This window comes from Methylobacterium sp. E-045, from assembly GCF_022829685.1.
In the GTDB taxonomy this organism is placed as follows: domain Bacteria; phylum Pseudomonadota; class Alphaproteobacteria; order Rhizobiales; family Beijerinckiaceae; genus Methylobacterium.
The window spans coordinates 59,529-78,424 of the sequence record NZ_JAKSYE010000029.1 but is presented as its reverse complement, the minus strand read 5'-3'; the positions used below and the strand labels follow the sequence as shown (position 1 = coordinate 78,424).

The window sequence follows — 18,896 nt, the reverse complement described above, 5'->3', positions numbered from 1 at the left end:
GCACGTGCTGCATCTCCTGTCGGAGAAGGGCGCGCTGGACGCGGGCCGGGTGCGGGTGCGGACGCTGACGCTGCCGGACACCTACCAGGACCACAACAGCCCGGAGGCGATGTACGCCGAGGCCGGCCTCGACGCCGACGGAATCGTCAGGACCGTAAAGGCCGCCCTGCCCGAGCAGAAGGCACGCAGCGGCGCCAAGCTCGTGAGCATCGGCAAGGGCCAGCGCTGACCGACCGGCAAACGTGAGAACACGGCATCACGGCTGCGCTTCGGCGGCCGTGATGCCGTTCGCGGCAATCGCATCCTACGGCGTCCCTGCGCCGAGGATGCGACGGCCCGGCTACTTGATGACCGAGCAGGCGAGACGGGCGCCCGCCCCGCCGATGGGCTGGCTGGTATGGTCGTCCTCGTTCGCGTGGATGATGAGGGCAGAGCCGTCGGCATCCTTCAGACCGCCTTCGCCCGTGAGCGGGGTCTCGCTCGACACCTCCGCATTCACCGATCCGTCGGCATTGGCATAGACGTTGGGCAGGTCGCCCTCGTCCGGCCCTTCCGGGTTGAGCAGGCCATGCTTGCTCTGGTCGTGATTCACGTGAGCCTTCGACTTCTCGAACTTTTCCATGTCCGAGCAATCGGCCACGGCGTGGAAATGGATGCCGTGCCAGCCGGGAGGCAGCCCGCCGGGCTGGATCGCCAGACGCAGCACCAGCGCGCTCGCTCCATCGCGGATGGTGACCGTTCCGATCGGTTCGCCCTTCGTGTTGACGACCTTGCTCTCGTAGGTCTGCGGCGCGGCATTCGCCGCCGGCGCAGGGGCCTGCGCGAGGGCGGGCGCGACGCCACCCACCAGGGCGAGGACCGACAGGAATCGTCTCATGGCGTTTCTCCTCTCCACGCCGGGGCGATTGTGGAGCTCTGCAAGGATAATCCCGGCCGTGACCGTGTCCGACGACGATCGTCCAGGCAAGGCTGCCGTCGCGGTCGGGTCGGGTGCCATGTGTGTCGGGCGGGCCCGGACGGCAACCGCATCCGGTCGGTACGGCCTCATCATCCGGTTCTTCTCCAACGTGCCGCAACGACACCGCGGGTCACGGGTCCATCACGTCGATGCAGGTCCGGCACGAGGCATCGGGCATCCACGCAACCGAGGACCGGTTCGCATAGCATCGTGGACGCCATCGTAAGCTTTCGTTAAGCTACGTCGTCGGTCCGACAGTGGTTGCCGGGCGGCGCGTGCGGAGGTGGATCGCCGATATGCGTCCGATCTCTCGGCACCAGCCTGGAGAGAGTCGATGCCAGGGCGTCTTCATCGGGTATCAATCCTCGTTTCCGCGCTCGGCCTGTCGGCGCTCTTCGCCATGCCGATGACCGGCGCCGTCTGCGCCCAGGACGCGACCCCCGCGCCTGCCGGCCGGGCATGGACCGATCCGCCCGATCGGAAGGCCGCCCCGCCGTCCGTCGCCGGGCGTCAGGAGAACACATCACAGAATGTCCGGAAGGCGGACGCCACGGCCCGCGCCGGAAAGGCGGCGCAAAGCCGCCGTGGCGCGGTTGCCGGGCTCCGGTCCGCCGCGGCGACCCGGCATCCGAGCAAGAAGGCGTCCGCCCGCACGATCGCCCGACGGATGGTGCCCGCCAGACACGAAACCATCCGTCCCGTCGCCGCGAGGGCACCTGCCGGGCGGACGGCGAGAGACGGAATCTGGACCGTCCGTGCCTTTCAGCCGAATGGCGAGGAGGCGTCCGGCTATCGCTACGGCGACCTCTCGGAGGAGGTCCCTGCCTATCGCCAAAGGAATGGCGGGGACGGGGATTTTCAGGCGGCCCGCCTGCGGCAGGCCCGCGAAGCGGGGTATCTCGTCGTCCGCACCGATGATCCCCACACGATGCGCGGTCGCCCCTTCGAGGTCCTCCGCGATTTCGACGATCGGGGTGATCCCGAAGACTGATCGGTGCGCATCGGGCTTTACCATCGACGGTCTTCGCCATGGACGGTCTCGGAACGGGCTTGCACCTCATTCCGCCGACGCAAGAAACCTCGCAGGCGAGGGCCGGCGAGGTCTGTCGTGATCGCGAATGAAGCGGAGGCCGCTTTCGTGTCTCTCACAAAACGCCCGCTGCGCCGTCGTGCTCGGAGCGAGAACGGAGGGAGGCCGGGAGTTTAGTGACGCACTCTTAGCGAAGGCGGCCGGGGCGTGCCGGCTCGAACACGATGCGGCGGTGAAAGGCGCACCAGCTCTTGCCGTCCGGCGCAGGCGCACCGCAACAGACCGCGCGATCGTTCGGCTCGCCGATGATGAACTTGCAGACGAAGGCCCCGGACTGCGCGAAGGGGACGCGCAATTCGGCCGACGGTTCGGCGATGGCGTCAGCATCGCCGATCTGTGACAGGCGAACGAGTTGATTCATGTAAGACGTACTCGCAGGATCTGCGTCTCTGGCGGGCGCGCGCCCGGTGGGACCGTGGATGAAAATCCGCCGTATGACCGGTTCTTCAGCCGCGGGGCACGACGATGCCCTGCTTGCTTCCGATCCGCCCCGCGACTTCATCGGAAGCCGCGATACGACGCTGTCATGATGTCACTGTATCTAGGGATCTTTCGCCCTTAAACAAGTCTCCACGCATCGACGTGCTGCAACGCACAGATTCCGGCGTCTTTCGATGCGGTTCGACGTCGAGTTGGCCTCTTTTAGCGCCGAATCCCTTTCTTTTTTGAGAATGCCGACTGCCCGAATCAGCCGTCGCCGGTTGGCGCCGCGCGGTGATTCGCCTGTCGCAGGTGTTGTCGAGTGTCTCGTGAAACTCCCGCTCGCGCCCGAGACGACAAAAAACCCCACGCGCCGGCCGGCGCATGGGGTCTGGTCGGTGTTCGAAACCCTGGTCCGGCCCGCTCGCGGAAAGCGCGGCCCTGTCCGGCTTACTTGATCAGCTTGACCAGGGCCTTGCCGGCCGGGGTTTTCAGCTCGGCGGCATCGAGGGTGCCGTCGTTGTCCGGATCGGCCGCCTTGAAGCGGGCCTCGACCAGGGCGAGATACTCTTTCTTGTCGAGGGTGCCGTCCTTGTCCGGATCGGCTTCCGCGATCGCCTTCTTGCCGCCGCGGCCCTTGAGCTCCTTGGCGTCGAGGGTGCCGTCCTTGTCGCCTTCGAGGGCGTCGAACTTGGCGCTGGCGACGGCCTGGACTTCCTTCAGATCGATCGTGCCGTCATTGTCGGTGTCGACCATCGAGATGACCTTGTCGCCCTTGGCGGAGGCCGGGCCGGCAAGGGCGACGGGGGCGGCAAGGGCGGCGATGGTAAGGAAAATGGCGAGTTTTGACCGGTTGGACATGCGTAAACCTCCTGGTTGCGTCAGCGATAGGGGACTATCACACGCTTTTGCAGATGCGAAGCTGGTCTGTTGCAAGGCAGCGGCCCATTTTCGGGTCATCTGTGGATGACAGCCCCTTCGATGCCCTGTCGACCGGAGCGGCATCGGCACCGACACGTGACAAGTCCCTCCCAAGACCGATTAGTTTCCCGTCTCCTCAATGAAGGAGCGATGTCATGGGAAGCGGCAAAGGATATGATCCCTCACTATGTTTCACCCCGTCATGGAAACCGGCCGTCGTTTTCTGAGGCGCATCTGGCGCTGGACTGTTTTTTGGGGGGCGGGGTTCAAGTACCGGGATTTCGAAGCGGCTTTCGAGCGAGGCGATTGGCCGACCATCCTGGCACGGGGCCGTGATGCCGACCGGCTCCGGAAGAGCCCGTCGATGATGGCCATGTTCGTCCGCGCCGCCGGCGAGATGCGCGACGTCGAGGCACTGGCCTGGGCCGAAAGCCAGTGCCTGGACGCGCGATGGTCGCCGCGGGATCGGTACGCGGTGAGCCAGAGATTCCTGATGCTCGGCGAAGCGGCTGCCGCATGGGCTGTCTTCACGGCCGATCCCGCGGTGATGGCCGAGGTGAAGTTCGCCCATCAGGCGAAATCGTTTCTCCCCCATACCAAGGATGCCGCCCTCCGGTCGGAGATCCGGGCGGCCATGGCGAAGGCCGTCCCCGCCGGTGCCGCCGCGGCGGGCGTCGCGAAGGCCACGGCCACGGCGATCCGATTTCCGTTCTCCGGCTCGGGACAGCGGGCTCGAGGGACCGTGGAGATCCGGTCGAGCGAGCGCACCCCGCCGCGTCATGCCATCAAGGTCGCCGCCGATATCGAGAGCTTCCGGAGCAAAGCCGCCCGGGCGAAGCCGCCCGAGATCATCGAGCACCGGGAGGTGTTCGTCGATCGGAACGGCCAGATCTGGAAGGAGGACGGCAGCGTCCTCGTCTCGAAGGGAGCGCCCATCTCCCGCCGGCCGCGCGAGGACGTCCCCACCATCGCGACGGGCTTCCTCGCCATCAAGGGCACGCGTGGCATCTATCACTGGCTGGTGGATCGCCTGCCGCTCTTCGCCTGGATGCTGGAGGACGGGGCGCCGGATGCGGCGATCCTCCTCAGCGACGAGGCCCCCTCCTTCGAGAAGGAGACGCTGCGTCTGGCCGGCCTGCCCCAGACGGTGGTGGATGTCGGTGACGCGGTCTTCGTCGAGCGCCTGCTGATCGCCCGCAGCGGCATGCAGGGATTCAGCTACTGGGAACAGGTGGCACCCGTCATCGAACGGGTGAAACAGGCCGCCCGGGCCATCGCCACGCGGGAGGGGATGAGCGCCGGCGATGCGATCTACATCTCCCGCCGGGATTCGAGCCGGCGGGTCATGAGGAACGAGGCCGAACTCGAGGAGCAGATCACGGCGAGAGGCTATGCGAGCGTCGCCCTCGGGACCATGCCCCTGTGGCGGCAGGTCTTCGTCGTCTCGTCGGCAAAGCGCATCGTCGCCCCTCACGGGGCGGGGTTGGCGCATATCATCTTCTCGGCTCCCGGGACCGACATCACCGAGATCGTGCCGGTCCAGGACGGGACCTACTTCCTGCGCCTGAACTATGCCCGGCTCAGCCTCGTGATGGGACACCGCTATCGGGGCTGGCTGGAGCCTCACCTCGGCACCATGGACAGTTGGGCCGTCGATGCCCCGGCCTTCCTCGAATATCTCGACGCGTGGCCCGGCGATGCGGGCGCCCCCGTTCGCGCGGAGAAGGCCGGCGATCGGTCCCCGATGGGGTGACGGGGCGCTGCCCGGCGGCGGATCACGCGATTGTTGGAGGCGTCCCGGCGATCGGACGCCCTCATTCCGGCCACGTCGTTGCAGCAAGGGCTTCGTTCATGAGAGACACCCGGCGGCGGCATGAGGACCGGGATCGGTCGGCCGTGTCGAGGTGCTCGGCGAAGTGTCACTCACAAAACTCCCGCTGCGCCGTCGTGCTCCGAGGGAGAACCGACCGGGGCCGGGAGTTTCGTGAGGCACACGAAGCCTTTGTCGAGACGCGATGTATCGATGCGGGCTGTTGCGTCCTCCCGTGACGCGGCATTAGATTTCGGGTTGGGAGATCGGGATTGGGCGCTCGACCGGGAACACGTGCAGTGAGGGGCCGTTCACCGGCCTCCGGGCGAGATGGTTCATGCTGATCTTGGAGAACGTCTGGGTCAGGTCGCTCCAGTCACGGTCGCATGCGATCCTGTGCGGCCTCACCGGGGTCATCCCGACGAACCGTCGCGTCGGCATCCTCTGCGCCTCAAAGATCGAGCGCCGTGCGTTCAGCGACCTCATCACGGGGGTGCGGCAGCCCGCCATCGGCAAGGTCCGGCGCGAGGCGGACATCTCGAGCCCCGTCGGCCGCATGGCCGGCATCGTCGCGCTCCATACTCTGAGGCGAAACTGCGTGTTCGCGGCCAAGATGCACCGCATCGAGCCGACCAGTCTGATCAAGTTCGTCGCGTTCGTCGCCAATATCGATGCCTTCATGGACGTGCCCTACAAGCACGTGCCCGCCGATATCGCCATGGCGTTTCGGTATGCCCTGTCCTACGGGTTGCCCTACGAGACCTATTTCGTCGACGGTGACATTCTTCCGCAGACAGCCGAGTTCACCGACCGTTTCGCCAGCGTGATCAAGCAACGCTCGGCCACGAGCGGCTTCATCATCGTTTCGTCGAACATCGCCCAGGTGCGGGAATTCTGCGACGTCGTCGGCGTGGTCCAGGCCGATAAGATCGCCCTCTACTCCAATGCCCAGCGGGCGATCCACGAATACATGAGGCAGGTGGACCTCAACAAGCCCAACGTCGATGCCAGCGAGACCTTGCTGGCGCGCATCCGTCGCGCCCTGAAGCTCGAGGATTGGTCGATGGTGGCCGCCATCGCCACGTCCGAGATGCAGGACGATCCGGAAAGTCCCACGGCGATCTGGCTGTACGGGGAACTCGCCCTGTCGCGGGGAGACCGTCGCCGCGGCATCGACCTGATCATCCGGGCGTGTCAGGCCAACCCGTCCTTCGAGGAGCCGTGGAAGGCGCTGGCGCGCGTCGCCGAAGACGAGCAGGACGAGGAGAGACTCAAGCTCCTGGCCTCCGTGCTGATGACGAATGGTCAATGCCGGATCCTGCGGATGGCCGCCAAGATCATCGAGCAGACCGGCACCGATGCAGAGGCCGCCGACGCATGGCGTCGGGTCGCGGCCGCGGCCCGGACGGATGCGGGCGTCCTGATCGAGGCCGGCGACCGGCTGCTCCGCGCGGGTGCGGGAGAGGATTCGGCACGGATTTTCGAGGCCGCCTATGCCGCCGATCCGACGAATGGCCGTCTTCTGGTGCTGCTCTACCGCAGTGAACTGCTGTTCTCCGACAACGAGCGATTGGCCGAGTTGGCGGCTCTCATCGTGCAGCTTTACCCGGAGGAGGCCGAACGGGCCGTGCGCCTCGCCCAGCGCGCGCGTCGTCCGGAGGTGAAGGCGATCGAGGATGGCGGCTCGCCCGCTCTGCTCGATTCCGCGGCCGAGGAAGCCCTTCCGGTTCGGATCCAACGCGCCCTGAAACAGCAGGATGTCGCCGCCCTGGCCGAGATCGCCGAGGCAGAGATCCGGCGGGATCCGGACGGCGCCACCGGCATTTGGCTTCTCGGTGAGATCGCCCTCATCAAGGGGGACCGCGAGCGCGGCGGGGAGTTGATCCTGCGCGCGTGCCAGGCGAATGCCGAGCTGGAGGAGCCCTGGAAGACCCTGGGGCGCCTCGCGGAGGAAGAGAAGAGCGAGGAGCGGCTCAGCTATTACGTCTCCGCCCTGATGACCAACGGTCAGGGCCGGATTCGCCGGCTGGCCGCCAAGGCGCTCGAGCCTACGGGGGACGAGGATTCCATCCTGGCGGCGTGGCGCGCCGTCGCCCATGTGGCCGGCGAGGATCTCGGCCTGGTGCTGGAGGCGGGCGATCGGCTGTTCCGCTATGGCGCCGCCAGCGAGGCGGCCCAGGTCCTGTCACGGGCGCTCCAGGTCGATCCCCGGAACGGACGCATGCTGATGCTGCTCTACCGCTGCGAACTGACCTTCTCCGACGACGAGCGCCTGATGGCACTGGTCGGCCAGATCAACGAGGTCGCCGCCCCGGCCGAGATCGACCGCGCGATCCGTCTCGCCGCGAATGCGCGCAAGGCGGATCTCGGCAAGCGGATGAAGGAACGGTTCAAGCAGCGCGCTCCCAGCGACGCCAGCGCCTGAGCGAAGGCGGTCTCACGCCTCCCGCACGCCGGGCTTGTGCCCCGGATCGAAGGTGAAGACGACGCCCGCCTGTTCGAGAACCTGACGCACCGCCTGGACCGTGCCGCGTCGCGGGCGGATGGCCGCGTCCGGGTCTTCGAGCCGCACGATCGTGGAGACCGATACGCTCGCGCGCCGCGCCAACTCGTCCTTCGACAGGCCGGTCATCCCGCGCGCGGCCCTGACCTGTGCGGAGGTGAGATCCCCACCGCCGCGGCCGATATCGGTCGCCGGCCCGCGGGCGTCCGTGGTCGACGAGGCCGCCTGAAAGCGGCTCTGTCCGGGGACGCTCAGGCACACGCCCACCCATTCCTTCACCGAACCGTCCCGGTTCATGATCGGCACGCCACGGGCGTTGAACCAGCGATAGACCCCATCGACGCAGAGGATCCTGTAGTCGGTGTTGTAGGCCGTGTCGTGACTGAGGGCCGTGCGCCAGGCGTAGTTCGTACGTTCCCTGTCGTCGGAATGCAGGACGTCGATCCAGCCGAGGCCCTGGAACTGCTCGTGTCGCTGCCCGGTGAGCTCTTCCCAGAGGGGCATGTCGATCGACTTCCCGTCGGGGCTAACGATCCAGACCACCGCGGCCGTGGCAGAGAGCAGGGCCTTGAAGCGATCGGGGTCCTGTTTGGTGGAATGTTTCGCATCGTGGCGATCGGTCACGTCCTCGACGACGCCGATCGCCTGGCTCGGACGATTGTCGGAGCCGAGCACCACCTCGGCGTGGCTGGCGATCCAGCGCAGCGTCTGGTCCGGCCGGATGATGCGGAACTCGCGCCTGAGCGGCTGGCCCTCGCGGAGCAGGGTCAGCATATCCGTATGCGCGGCACGGTCGTCGGGATGCATCATGGCCTCCACGACGCCGAAGCTCAGGGCGACCGAGGGGGGGAGGCCGAGCACCCGATGGAGGCCGATCGACCCGTGGATGTCGAGCTCTTCGAGGTCCGCCGACCAGAAGCCGACATCCGTGGCGTGCTCCATGAGCTTCAGGAGGCGGCGGGAGGGCAACCGGCGCGATGCGCCATCCGACTGTCCGGATGGATCCATCGGCGACCGTGGCGGCATGGTTCCTTCTCCTCAGCGAGCGTGCCGCCTGACATGATCGGTTTTATGCCAGGCTGCCGCGAAACACTATGTCGTTGCGTGCTTTTCCCCCGTCGCACAACCCGCCGTATGGCGAAGGAAGAACGATTTCGGCGGTGGCCGTCTCGGATCCGTCGCCACGCCCTGGATTGGCGACGTCATGCGTCCTCCCCGCCACCCCCATGACGGGACCGGCGCGATCGCCCCCGTCGATGCGGGCGAGCTCGCCCATCGCGTGCCGGTGATCGGAACCGATAGGGGCTTTTCCGGCTGTCTCGCGCGGTGTCGTGGTGGAAGGGCCGGAGCGGTGCGGGGGCGGCTTTGCCCGGCCGATAGGATTTCCGCTCAGCCGGCCTCAGCCGGTGCGTTGGCCAGGGTGAGGAGGGTCTGGAGCAGGACGTCGGCGCCGGCGGTGCAATCGCCTTTAGTCGCCGATTCCGCCTCGTTGTGGCTGATCCCGTCGCGGCAGGGCACGAAGATCATGGCCGTCGGGGAAAGCGCGGCGATGTTGCAGGCATCGTGGCCGGCGCCCGAGACCATGCGGCGATGGCTGAGGCCCAGTCCCCGCGCCGCCGCCTCGACGGCGCCCACCACCCCGGCATCGAAGGGGACCGGTTCCTTGCGCCAGATCCGGGTCAGTTCGATGGCGAGCCTGCGCCGGTCGGCGATGGCGCCGAGCTCCACCCGCACTTCATCTTCGACCGCGTCGAGGGTCTCGGCTTTCGGATCGCGCACGTCGAGGGTGAAGCGGACGCGGCCGGGGATGACGTTGCGCGACGGAGCGCCGATCACCGCCTCGCCGATCGTCGCCACGGCCGTGGGGCCGTGGGCATGGGCGATCCGCTCGACGGCCAGAGCGATCTCGGCGAGGCCGTTGAGGGCGTCGCGCCGGCGCGGCATCGGTGTCGTGCCGGCATGGCTCTCGAAACCCGTCACCACGCCGTCGAACCAGGCGATCCCCTGCCCGCCCTCGACCACACCGATGGTGGTCTCCTCGGCCTCCAGGATCGGGCCCTGCTCGATATGCAATTCCACGAAAGCGCCGATCCTGCGCTCGCCCACCGGCTCGTCCCCGAGATAGCCGATGGCCTCCAGGGCCTGCCTCACCGCGATGCCGGCGGCGTCGCGCCGGGAATGGATGTCCTCCACCGTGAAGTCTCCGGCATAGGCGGCCGAGGCCATCATGGCGGGGGCGTAGCGCGAGCCTTCCTCGTTGGTCCAGTTGACGAGAAGCAGGGGCGCCTCGGTCTCGATGCCGGCATCGTTGAGGGCGCGCATGACCTCCAGCCCCGCCAGGGTGCCGAGGATGCCGTCGAACTTGCCCCCCGTGGGCTGCGTGTCGAGATGCGAGCCGCAGGCAACGGGCAAGCGCGTCATGTCGCGTCCTCGCCGCAGGGCGAACTGCGTGCCCAGCGCATCGACGCGCACCTCCAGCCCCGCCGCCTCGCAGGCATCCCGGAACCAGTCCCGGACCCGGCCATCCTCCTCCGACAGGGTCAGCCGGTTGATTCCGCCGGCCGGGGTGGCTCCGAACCGGGCGGTCTCCATGATCGTGGACCACAGGCGCGCGCCGTCGACGCGGAGATTGTGGGTCGTGCTCATGTGTGTGTCCGTCGTCTCGGTTCGGTGTTTTCAGGATTGGGGTCGGTTCATCCGGCCTCGGCCTCGGGAGAGCTACGCCTCCGCCAACTCCGCCCGCTGAGCCTGGAAGCTGCGCGCCGCCTCGTCGGTCTTCCAGCAGGCGGCGCGATGCCCCGGTCCGGCCTCGATCACCGGCGGGTCGCCCACGCGGCAGCGATCCTCGGCGAGGAAGCAGCGTGGCGCGAAGGGGCAGCCCGGCGGGCGGTTGGCGAGGTCGGGCGGGCTTCCCGGAATGGTCTGCAGTCGTGAACCCTTGGCGAGCGCCCCGTCGGCGCGGCTGCGCAGGAGGCCGATCGTGTAGGGATGATGCGGGTTCAGCACCACCTGCCGGGCGGAGCCCTCCTCCACGATGCGGCCGGCATACATCACCGCGATCCGGTCGGCGACCTCGACGGCGGCACCGAGATCGTGGGTGACGAACAGGGTGGAGAGCCCGAGTTCCGCCTGCAGGTCGCGCAGGAGCAGCAGGATCTGGATCTGCACCGTGGCGTCGAGGGCCGTGGTGGGTTCGTCGGCAAGCAGGACCTTCGGGTTGCAGGCGAGGGCGAGGGCGATCATCGCGCGCTGGCGCATGCCCCCCGACATCTCGTGCGGATAGGCGTCGAGGCGCCGTTCCGGGCTCGGGATGCGCACCCGTTCGAACTGCTGCAGCGCGCGGGCGCGCGCCTCGTCCGCGCCGATCCCCTCGTGCTGGCGGATCGCCTCGATGATCTGGCGGCCCACCGTATAGACCGGGTCGAGGGCGAGCAGCGGCTCCTGGAAGATCATCGCCACTTCGCGGCCGCGTAGCGCCGTCAGCTCACGCTTGCCCATGGCCATCACGTCGCGGCCGGCGACGACGATGCGGCCCTCGATCGCCGACTTGCGCTCGGGGTTGAGGCGCATGATCGCGCGCAGGGTCACGCTCTTGCCCGAGCCGGACTCGCCGATCAGGGCGATGGCCTGGCCTCGGCCGAGGGTGAGATCGACCCCATCCACGGCGCGGACCCTGCCGCCAAACGTGACCTTCAACCCTTGGATGACGACGGCGGGTCCGGCCGGGGTCTTCGTCCTGGGCTCGCTCATGCTGCGACCGCCTCCGCGGACGGCGTCGCCGAATGACCGGAGCCCGGCTGGCGGGCGAGGCAGGCGACGCGGTGGACGGGATCGACCGGGCCCAGCGGCGGAGCATGGCTCCGGCAGACCTCCTCCACGAGGCCGCAGCGCGGGTTGAAGCGGCATCCCGGCGGCGGGTCGATGGGGTTGGGCGGGTCTCCGGCCAGCGGCGCCACGGTGGTGCGGTTGTCCGGGTCCATGGAGGGCATCGAGGACAGGAGCGCCCTGGTATAGGGATGGGCGGGGTCGGCCAGCACGGTGTCGGCCGGGCCGATCTCTACCACCTGCCCGAGATACATCACCGCCACCCGGTCGCAGATGAAGCGGACGACGTTGAGGTCGTGGCTGATGAACAGGTAGGTGAGGTCGAATTCCTGCTTGAGGTCCATCAGCAGGTTGAGCACCTGCGCCTCCACGGACTTGTCGAGGGCCGAGACCGCCTCGTCGAGGACCACAAGGCGCGGCTCCAGCGCCAGGGCGCGGGCGATGTTCACGCGCTGGCGCTGGCCGCCGGAGAGTTCGTGCGGGTAGCGGGCGGCGAAACGCGCCGGTTCCAGACCGACGCGCGCGAGCAGACTGCGCGCCCGCTCGATGGCCTGGCGCTTGGGCACCCCGTGGACCCGTGGCCCGAAGGCGATGGACCCTTCGATGGTCATGCGCGGGTTGAGCGACGAGTAGCTGTCCTGGAACACCATCTGGGCCTGGGCGCGAAACTCGCGCAGGGGCAGCGCCCGGCTGCCGATGCGCTCGCCGTCGAACAGCAGCTCGCCCCTGTCGTGCTGGGTCAGCCCCATGATGAGGCGCGCGGTGCTGGACTTGCCGCAGCCGGATTCGCCGACGACCCCGAGGGTCTCGCCCTTCTTGATGTCGAAATCGACGCCGTCCACGGCGCGCACGACGGCCTTCTTGCCGCCGATCCCCTTCTTGACCGGAAAGTGCTTCACCAGCCCCGCGACGGTGAGGAGCGGCTGGCCCGGCCCGCCCCGGTCGCGGGAGGAGATCGGGCTCGACGCGATGGGCGTGCTCATGACTTCACTTCCATTGCCGAACGCAGGCCGTCCGAGAACAGGTTGAACGAGATCGAGACGATGAAGATGGCGAGGCCCGGAAGTGCCGCGACCATGGGGTTCACGTAGATCGCGGTGCGCAGGGTGTTGAGCATCAGGCCCCATTCCGGCTCCGGCGGCTTCACGCCGAGGCCGAGGAAGGAGAGGCCCGAGGCCAGGATCATCGACACGCTGATGAGGCTGGTGGAATAGACGAAGATCGGTCCGAGCACGTTGCCGAGCACCTGCGCGCGCAGGATCGTCAGGGTGGAGGCGCCGGACAGGCGGGCGGCGTCCACATAGTCGCGCGAGCGGATCTGTGTCGTCACGCTCTCGGCCACGCGGGCGATCTGGGGCGTGAACACGCAGGTCAGCGAGACGATAGAGTTGAACACGCCCGCCCCCAGGGCGCCCGAGAGCGCGATGGCCAGAAGCACCGAGGGGAAGGCGAAGAACACGTCGATGGTGCGCATGAGCACGGTGTTGAGCCAGCCGCCCACGTAGCCGGCGAGGATGCCGATGCTGGAGCCGAGGAGGAAGGCGAGGATCACCGGCGTGACGCCGATGAACAGGGAGAGGCGCCCGCCCAGCATCAGGCGGCTCAGCATGTCGCGCCCGAGCTCGTCCGAGCCGAGGAGGTAGGTGGCGTCGCCCACGGGTTTCAGCCGCCGCACCATCGAGCCGCGATACGGGTCCATGGGCGTGATCCACGGCGACAGCAGCGCGATGGCGACGATGGCGAGGATGAGACACGCCGCGGCCATCGCCACGGGATCGCGCAGGAGCTTGGCCAGCACGTTGCCCCAGAAGCCGCGCGAGGCGACGAAGGATTCCGGCGTCGAGGTGAGGGGGGGCGCGCCCCCGGCGATGTCGATGGCCGATACGGCCGCACTGGATCCGAGTGCCATCAGCCCCTCTCGATGCGCGGGTCGAGCGCCGTCTGCACGACGTCGACGATGAGGTTGAGGGCGACGAAGAACATCGCCAGGACGAGGATGGCGCCTTGCAGCAGCGGCAGGTCGCGCTGGAAGATCGCGGCGTTGAGGAGGAAGCCGGTGCCGGGCCAGGCGAACACCGTCTCGATCAGGATCGAGCCGCCGAGCAGGTAGCCGAGCTGCAATCCCATGATCGCGAGAGCGGTGGGGGCGGCGTTCTTCACCACGTGCTTGAACACGCCGAACTCGGAGAGGCCTTTCGCCCTGAGCGCACCGACGAAATCCTGCGAGAGGATGTCGCCCACCAGCGCCCGGACGGTGCGGGCGATGACGCCCATCGGGATCACCGACATCGTGATGGCGGGCAGGATGATGTAGCGCAGGTGCTCCAGGTCCGGCTTCCAGTTGCCCGACCCGTCGGGGCCGGCGCCGGTGGAGGGCAGCCAGCCGAACTGGGCCGAGAACACGATCACCAGGACCATGCCGAGCCAGTAATGCGGCACGCTCACCCCGAAGACCGAGATGGCGGAGGCCGCCCGGTCGAGGACGGAATCGCGGAAATAGCCGGCGACGAAGCCGAACAGGCAGCCGAAGGTGAAGCCGATCAGGGTCGCCACCGAGGCGAGGATCAGGCTGTTGACGACGGCGCGCCCGACTTCGCTCAGCACCGGCCTGCCGGTGGCGATGGACGTTCCGAGATCGCCGTGGAGCACCTTCCACAGCCACAGGGCGTACTGGACCGGCAGCGGCTTGTCGTAGCCGTAGGCGATCCGCATGGCGTCGATCGTCTCCTGGGTGGCATCCACCGGCAGGATGGAGCTGAGGGGATCGCCATCCGCCAGATGCACCAGCGAGAAGCAGACGATGCTGACCCCGAGCGCCACCGGGGTGACGGTGAGGAGGCGGCGGAGGATGAAGCTCAGCATGGGAGCATCCGGAGGACCTCAATCGAGTGTGGCGGCGCTCCTCCCCCTTGTGGGGAGGAGTTGGAGGTGGGGGTGGCAGGGCGAGCCTTTTCCTGGGAAGGCTAGAGCTGCGCCCGACCACGTTGGGTCGAGGCACACCTCTAGATCTTTGTTTTGTCGCACTCTTTTTCGCCGAACCGGCATCCACTTCGGCGGAGAGCGCTCTAGCGGAGCGTCCCCCACCCTCGGTCCCTCCCCACAGGGGGGAGGGAGGACGCGTCTCATTTTCCAACCGTGATGGGCGAGAAGTCCTGGTACCAATTCTGGGCCTGGACGAAGCCCTTCACCTTCGAGCTCATGGCGCGGGGGTTGGTGTCGTGGGCGACCATGAGGAACAGCGCCTCGTCGACGTATTTCTCGTGGACCTTCTGCAGCACCTTGATCTGCTCGGCCGGATCGAAGGTCGTGCGGACCTGATCGAACAGCTTGTCCATCTCGGGGTCGCAGTAATGGCCCCAGTTCGTGCCGTTGGGGGCGGCGAGGTTGCACTGGAGGTGGCGGATGAAGCCGGTGAAGGGGTCCTGGATGAAGTAGGAGAAGTTCATCCCCGTGGCGCCGCGCGACACGTCGGCCTTCGAGCCGGCCCGCCAGAGGTTGATGAGCGCGTTCCACTCGACGACTTCGAAATTCACCTTGATTCCGATATCGGCGAGGTTCTGCTGGATCAGCTCGTTCATCGGCAGGGGCTGCATCTGGCCCGAGCCCGAGGGCGCGATGAGGATCTTGGTGACGATGGGCTTGTTGGGGCCGTACCCCGCCTCGGCCAGGAGCTTCTTGGCCGCCTCCGGGTCGTAGGTCGGCTTGAAGGTCGGCGAACCGAACCAGGCCGAGCCCGGCGGCATGAAGCCCTGTGCCGGGATCATCAGGCCGCTGAGCATCTCCTTCATGCCCTCGCGGTCGACGGCGAGGTTGGCGGCCTTGCGCACGCGGATGTCGTTCCACGGCGAGCCCTCGGCCCGCGACAGGTGCCAGGTCCAGTTATGCGGATAGGCATTGGTGACGATGCTGAACCCCGCCCCCTTGAGGGAGGCGATGGCGTCCGGCGGCGGGGCCTCGATCCAGTCGACCTGGCCCGAGCGAAGGGCCGCCACGCGGGCATTGGCCTCCGGCAGGGGCACGAGCACCAGCTTGTCGAGCTTGGGCACCCGCGCCTTGTCCCAGTATTCGGCGAAGGGGGCCATCTCGGCGCGCTCGCGCGGGGCGAACAGGGTCAGCTTCCACGGGCCGGTCCCGGACGGGGTCTTGGCGAAGGCGTCCCAGCTCCTGCCCAGCTTCTCCCACTGCGCCGGCGAGGACATCATGATCCAGGCGATCTGGTAGGGCAGCGTCGCGTCCGGCGCCTTGGTGGTGATCTCCACCGTCATCGGATCGACCACGCGGTAGCTGGCGACGCCGGGGATGCGCGACCGCCCCTGCGCCGATTGGCGCGGATCGAATTGCGGTGCGTCGGTCTTGAGGAGCTTGTCGAGGTTCCACACCACCGACTCGGCGGTGAAGGGCGACCCGTCGTGGAAGGTTACGCCGGGGCGCAGCTTGAAGATCCACTTGGTCTTGTCGGCGGCCTCCACCTCCCAGGAGGTGGCGAGGCCCGGAGTGAGGTCGGAGGGCTTGGTCGCGCTCGACAGGTCCCAGTTGATGAGCGCGTCGTAGACCGTGTAGCCGGTGAAGCGCATGCCCTCGCCGCCATTGTCGGCCTGTCCCGTGGTGAGCGGGATGTCCGACGCGGTCATGCCGATCCGCAGCGTTCCCTGCGCCCAGGCGGACGGCGCCATGCCGCCGGCGGCCAGCGCCGCGGCCACGAGTCCGACGCGAAGATGTTCTGCCAAGCCTCTCATCGTGTTGTGCTTTTCCTCAGTTGCCGATGATCGGCAGAATTGCCGGTGTAAGAACCGCCCATGCAAGGCACCGGCCAGACTGGACGTTTTCCAACCCTCGCCGGTGAAAATGCATACGAAATCCAACGGGCCGGACGGGTCGCCATGCGCTGAATGCCGATCCGCCCGGCGGGGTCGAGGTCATGGGTTTTGCGCTGCGGCGATCGGCTCTAGAACCGCCTGACACCGGGCATGCCGCCCGGCGGAGCGTCTCGGTTGCCCCTCCCTCCGAACCCCAGGGCCAAGGCGAGCGGCGCCGTCTCCGACGGCCTCCGGCGCGGGCGCGTGTCCGGCTTCCTGATGGGGCGGGGGTCCCTCTCCACGCCGGGATCGAACCTCGCGCGCCTGCCGATCGCCCTCGACCCGCGCGGGCTCAGCATCGTCGAAGGCATCCGGGCGGCCTGCGCCTTCGGCACCGTCATCCTTCTCCACGAGTTCGTGGCGTGGCCGCCGCTCCTGATCATGGCGCTGGCGGCCAACCTCACCTGCTTTGCCGATATCGGCGGCCCGATGCGCTCCCGCCTGATGGTGCTCGCCGGGTTCTCGGTGCTCGGCAGCCTGATCTGGAGCCTGTTCGGGCTGCTCCAGCCCCATGGCCCGGCCGTCGTGGTGCCGCTCGCCACCCTCGTCATCTTCTGCTGCACCTATGCGCGGGTCTGGGGGGTGCAGGAGCAGACCGCCGGCAACGTTCTCGTCCTCGTCCTGGCCTTCGCCCTCGACCGTCCGCTCACCGGCGGCGAGGCCGTCATCGCCGGGGCGATGGTGCTGGCCGGCGGCCTGTGGGCGACGGTGCTGGCCCTCGCTTTGTGGCGGCTCAACCCCTATCGACCGACCCAGCGGGCCGTGGCCGAGGTCTGGCGCCGGCTCGCCCTGCTCAGCGGCGACCTCGAAGACCTCGCGGCCTCTGACGAGGCCGACGCGGCGGGCTTCGACGACCATGCCCGCGCCCATCGCCGCGGCGTGCGCGAGGCGATCGAACTCGCCCGCGGCCTCATCGTCGACCTCGCCCGCAGCCGCGAGCGCGTCTCCGACCGCACCGCCCAGGCGCTGATCCGGCTGGAGAGCGCCGAGCAGATCTTCGCCGCCCTCATCGCCCTGTCCGACCGGATCGAGGCCGACCGCAATCCCAACCGCCAGGTCCGGACCCGGCGCCTGCTGCGCCGCCTGCGGCCGCTCCTCCTCGTGGTCGCGCGGGCGATCCGCGACGACACCGTCCTCGACCTGCCGCGCATCGAGCGCTCGATCGCGCGGGCGGGACGCGGCTTCGCGTCCGACCCGGCTCTCAAGGCCCTGGCCGAGCGCATCCTCGACCGCGTCCGCATCGGGGCCAAGCTCTCGACGCCGGAAGGGTATCGCCCCGGCGGCACGCTGCTGGGGAGCGCCAGCCTGCCCCTGCGCCAGCGACTGCTCGGCCCGCTGAAGGCCAACTTCACCCTCGCCTCGCCGAACCTGCGGCACGCGATCCGCGCCAGCACCGTCACCGCCCCGGTCCTCGGCCTCACCCTGCTCTGGCCGGGCCCGTTCACCCACTGGCTCACCATCACGGTGGTGCTGACCATGCAGCCCTTCTACGCCGCCACCTGGCAGCGGGCGCTGGAGCGGATCGGCGGCACGGTGCTCGGCGGGCTGTTCGGCGCCCTGCTCGCCAGCCTCGCCACGACGACCCTGGCGCTCGCGGCGCTGATCTTTCCCCTGAGCATCATCGGCTTCGCCGCCCGGCAGGTGAGCTACGCCTTCTTCATCGCCTGCCTGACGCCCCTCGTGGTGCTGCTGGTTGAGGTGATGGAGCCCGGCCATGCCTCCTGGGAGGTCGCGGGCATGCGCGCGCTCTTCACCCTGCTCGGAGGTCTCATCGCCGTGGCGAGCAGCCTGCTGCTCTGGCCGGTCTGGGAACCCGATCAGGTCCGCCTCGAACTCAGGAAGGCCGTGAAGGCCCATGCCGATTTCGCGCGCACCGTGCTCTCGAACCGGGCGGAGGCCGAGGGGAGCGGGGCAGCGGAGGCCGCGGCGCGGGCCAGCGGCCTCGCCCTCAACACCCTGGAGGCCGCCCTCTCCCGCGCCCTGCAGCAGCCCCGCGCCGGGCGCCACCCCCAGGTCGAGACCGCGATGGTCGCCGACGCGACCCTGCGCCGGATCGGCGCGCGCCTCTCGGCCCTGCGCCATGCCGAGCCCAAGCCCGATCCCGCCAAGGTGCCCACAGGCGAGGCCGAAGACGAGGCGGAGGCGTGCCGCGCCTGGACCCTGTGGATCACCACCACCCTCGCCCGTCTCGCCGAGGATGGCGGCGCCCTGCCCGTCCATCCCGACTTGCCCCGCGCCGAGTCCCTCGTGCGGCTCGTGACTCAGGTGGAACTGCTGGCCGAGACCCTGCGCCCGCAGCGGTCGCGCGCGGAGGTGCCCCCTGCGGCGGCCATTCCCGGGACGGCCGGCCGCTAGTGCTGCGCCCGACCACATTGGGCCGGGACACATCTCTAGCCCTTTGTTTTGCCGCGCTCTTTTTCGCCGAACCGGCATCCGTTTCGGCGGAGAGCGCTCTAGGTCTTTCCACCCGCCCGGGGCTAAAGGGGGCGTGTTTCGCGATCCCCTTCTCAGGC

14 protein-coding genes and 1 pseudogene are annotated in these 18,896 nt (G+C 68.4%); 5 read left to right on the top strand and 10 right to left on the bottom strand.

The window, feature by feature from the left end:
• A pseudogene (locus MKK51_RS03805) lies at positions 1 to 229 on the top strand (1-deoxy-D-xylulose-5-phosphate synthase); the annotation flags it as partial.
• Between the two features lie 111 nt (positions 230 to 340).
• On the opposite strand, the gene MKK51_RS03800 reads toward MKK51_RS03805, so the two are convergent.
• Positions 341 to 877, bottom strand: coding sequence for a superoxide dismutase family protein (locus tag MKK51_RS03800; RefSeq protein WP_243975070.1), 537 nt, complete (start codon positions 875 to 877; stop codon positions 341 to 343).
• Positions 878 to 1,292: 415 nt separating this feature from the next.
• On the opposite strand from MKK51_RS03800, the gene MKK51_RS03795 reads away from it, so the two are divergent.
• A complete protein-coding gene (locus tag MKK51_RS03795; RefSeq protein ID WP_243975069.1) occupies positions 1,293 to 1,949 on the top strand; it encodes a hypothetical protein in 657 nt (218 codons plus the stop codon).
• A 226-nt stretch (positions 1,950 to 2,175) separates the two neighbouring features.
• Here MKK51_RS03795 and MKK51_RS03790 read toward each other — a convergent pair whose 3' ends face one another.
• Positions 2,176 to 2,409, bottom strand: a complete 234-nt coding sequence (locus MKK51_RS03790) for a GcrA family cell cycle regulator (RefSeq protein WP_018043414.1) — start codon at positions 2,407 to 2,409, stop codon at positions 2,176 to 2,178.
• 509 nt (positions 2,410 to 2,918) lie between these two features.
• Positions 2,919 to 3,329: an EF-hand domain-containing protein gene (locus tag MKK51_RS03785; RefSeq protein ID WP_243975068.1), complete on the bottom strand. Its 411-nt coding sequence runs from the start codon at positions 3,327 to 3,329 to the stop codon at positions 2,919 to 2,921.
• 424 nt (positions 3,330 to 3,753) lie between these two features.
• Here MKK51_RS03785 and MKK51_RS03780 point away from each other — a divergent pair, with 424 nt between their 5' ends.
• Both MKK51_RS03780 and MKK51_RS03775 read left to right on the top strand, forming a co-directional pair.
• On the top strand, positions 3,754 to 5,142 hold the full coding sequence (locus tag MKK51_RS03780) for a glycosyltransferase family 61 protein (protein WP_243975067.1): 1,389 nt from the start codon (positions 3,754 to 3,756) through the stop codon (positions 5,140 to 5,142).
• A 394-nt stretch (positions 5,143 to 5,536) separates the two neighbouring features.
• On the top strand, positions 5,537 to 7,624 hold the full coding sequence (locus MKK51_RS03775; protein WP_243975065.1) for a hypothetical protein: 2,088 nt from the start codon (positions 5,537 to 5,539) through the stop codon (positions 7,622 to 7,624).
• Between the two features lie 12 nt (positions 7,625 to 7,636).
• Here the strand turns inward: MKK51_RS03775 and MKK51_RS03770 are convergent, their stop codons facing one another.
• The 7 genes from MKK51_RS03770 to MKK51_RS03740 form a co-directional block, all read right to left on the bottom strand.
• A complete protein-coding gene (locus MKK51_RS03770; protein ID WP_243975063.1) occupies positions 7,637 to 8,728 on the bottom strand; it encodes a PAS domain-containing protein in 1,092 nt (363 codons plus the stop codon).
• Positions 8,729 to 9,091: 363 nt separating this feature from the next.
• Positions 9,092 to 10,348 (bottom strand): Zn-dependent hydrolase, encoded by a 1,257-nt coding sequence (locus MKK51_RS03765; RefSeq protein ID WP_243975061.1) that lies wholly within the window; start codon positions 10,346 to 10,348, stop codon positions 9,092 to 9,094.
• A gap of 72 nt (positions 10,349 to 10,420) precedes the next feature.
• Complete coding sequence (locus MKK51_RS03760; protein ID WP_243975059.1) at positions 10,421 to 11,452, bottom strand: ABC transporter ATP-binding protein; 1,032 nt, start codon at positions 11,450 to 11,452, stop codon at positions 10,421 to 10,423.
• Positions 11,449 to 12,510 carry an ABC transporter ATP-binding protein gene (locus MKK51_RS03755; RefSeq protein WP_243975058.1) on the bottom strand — a complete coding sequence of 354 codons (1,062 nt, stop codon included), beginning with the start codon at positions 12,508 to 12,510 and terminating at the stop codon, positions 11,449 to 11,451. Before MKK51_RS03755 ends, MKK51_RS03760 begins: the two co-directional genes overlap by 4 nt.
• Entirely contained in the window at positions 12,507 to 13,436 is a 930-nt protein-coding gene (locus MKK51_RS03750) for an ABC transporter permease (RefSeq protein WP_243975057.1), read from the bottom strand. The genes MKK51_RS03755 and MKK51_RS03750 overlap by 4 nt, the downstream gene beginning before the upstream one ends.
• A complete protein-coding gene (locus MKK51_RS03745) occupies positions 13,436 to 14,389 on the bottom strand; it encodes an ABC transporter permease (protein WP_243975056.1) in 954 nt (317 codons plus the stop codon). Before MKK51_RS03745 ends, MKK51_RS03750 begins: the two co-directional genes overlap by 1 nt.
• Positions 14,390 to 14,649: 260 nt before the next feature.
• The gene (locus MKK51_RS03740) at positions 14,650 to 16,263 is read right to left on the bottom strand and encodes an ABC transporter substrate-binding protein (RefSeq protein ID WP_409565605.1); all 1,614 of its coding nucleotides are present in this window, start codon (positions 16,261 to 16,263) and stop codon (positions 14,650 to 14,652) included.
• 255 nt (positions 16,264 to 16,518) lie between these two features.
• Here MKK51_RS03740 and MKK51_RS03735 point away from each other — a divergent pair, with 255 nt between their 5' ends.
• The gene (locus tag MKK51_RS03735; RefSeq protein WP_243975055.1) at positions 16,519 to 18,738 is read left to right on the top strand and encodes an FUSC family protein; all 2,220 of its coding nucleotides are present in this window, start codon (positions 16,519 to 16,521) and stop codon (positions 18,736 to 18,738) included.
• The last annotated feature ends 158 nt before the right edge of the window (positions 18,739 to 18,896 follow it).

Coding starts and splice junctions, on each gene's coding strand:
- MKK51_RS03800 (WP_243975070.1), bottom strand. CDS start 877: ATGAGACGATTCCTGTCGGTCCTCGCCCTGGTGGGTGGCGTCGCGCCC.
- MKK51_RS03795 (WP_243975069.1), top strand. CDS start 1,293: ATGCCAGGGCGTCTTCATCGGGTATCAATCCTCGTTTCCGCGCTCGGC.
- MKK51_RS03790 (WP_018043414.1), bottom strand. CDS start 2,409: ATGAATCAACTCGTTCGCCTGTCACAGATCGGCGATGCTGACGCCATC.
- MKK51_RS03785 (WP_243975068.1), bottom strand. CDS start 3,329: ATGTCCAACCGGTCAAAACTCGCCATTTTCCTTACCATCGCCGCCCTT.
- MKK51_RS03780 (WP_243975067.1), top strand. CDS start 3,754: ATGATGGCCATGTTCGTCCGCGCCGCCGGCGAGATGCGCGACGTCGAG.
- MKK51_RS03775 (WP_243975065.1), top strand. CDS start 5,537: ATGCTGATCTTGGAGAACGTCTGGGTCAGGTCGCTCCAGTCACGGTCG.
- MKK51_RS03770 (WP_243975063.1), bottom strand. CDS start 8,728: ATGCCGCCACGGTCGCCGATGGATCCATCCGGACAGTCGGATGGCGCA.
- MKK51_RS03765 (WP_243975061.1), bottom strand. CDS start 10,348: ATGAGCACGACCCACAATCTCCGCGTCGACGGCGCGCGCCTGTGGTCC.
- MKK51_RS03760 (WP_243975059.1), bottom strand. CDS start 11,452: ATGAGCGAGCCCAGGACGAAGACCCCGGCCGGACCCGCCGTCGTCATC.
- MKK51_RS03755 (WP_243975058.1), bottom strand. CDS start 12,510: ATGAGCACGCCCATCGCGTCGAGCCCGATCTCCTCCCGCGACCGGGGC.
- MKK51_RS03750 (WP_243975057.1), bottom strand. CDS start 13,436: ATGGCACTCGGATCCAGTGCGGCCGTATCGGCCATCGACATCGCCGGG.
- MKK51_RS03745 (WP_243975056.1), bottom strand. CDS start 14,389: ATGCTGAGCTTCATCCTCCGCCGCCTCCTCACCGTCACCCCGGTGGCG.
- MKK51_RS03740 (WP_409565605.1), bottom strand. CDS start 16,263: ATGAGAGGCTTGGCAGAACATCTTCGCGTCGGACTCGTGGCCGCGGCG.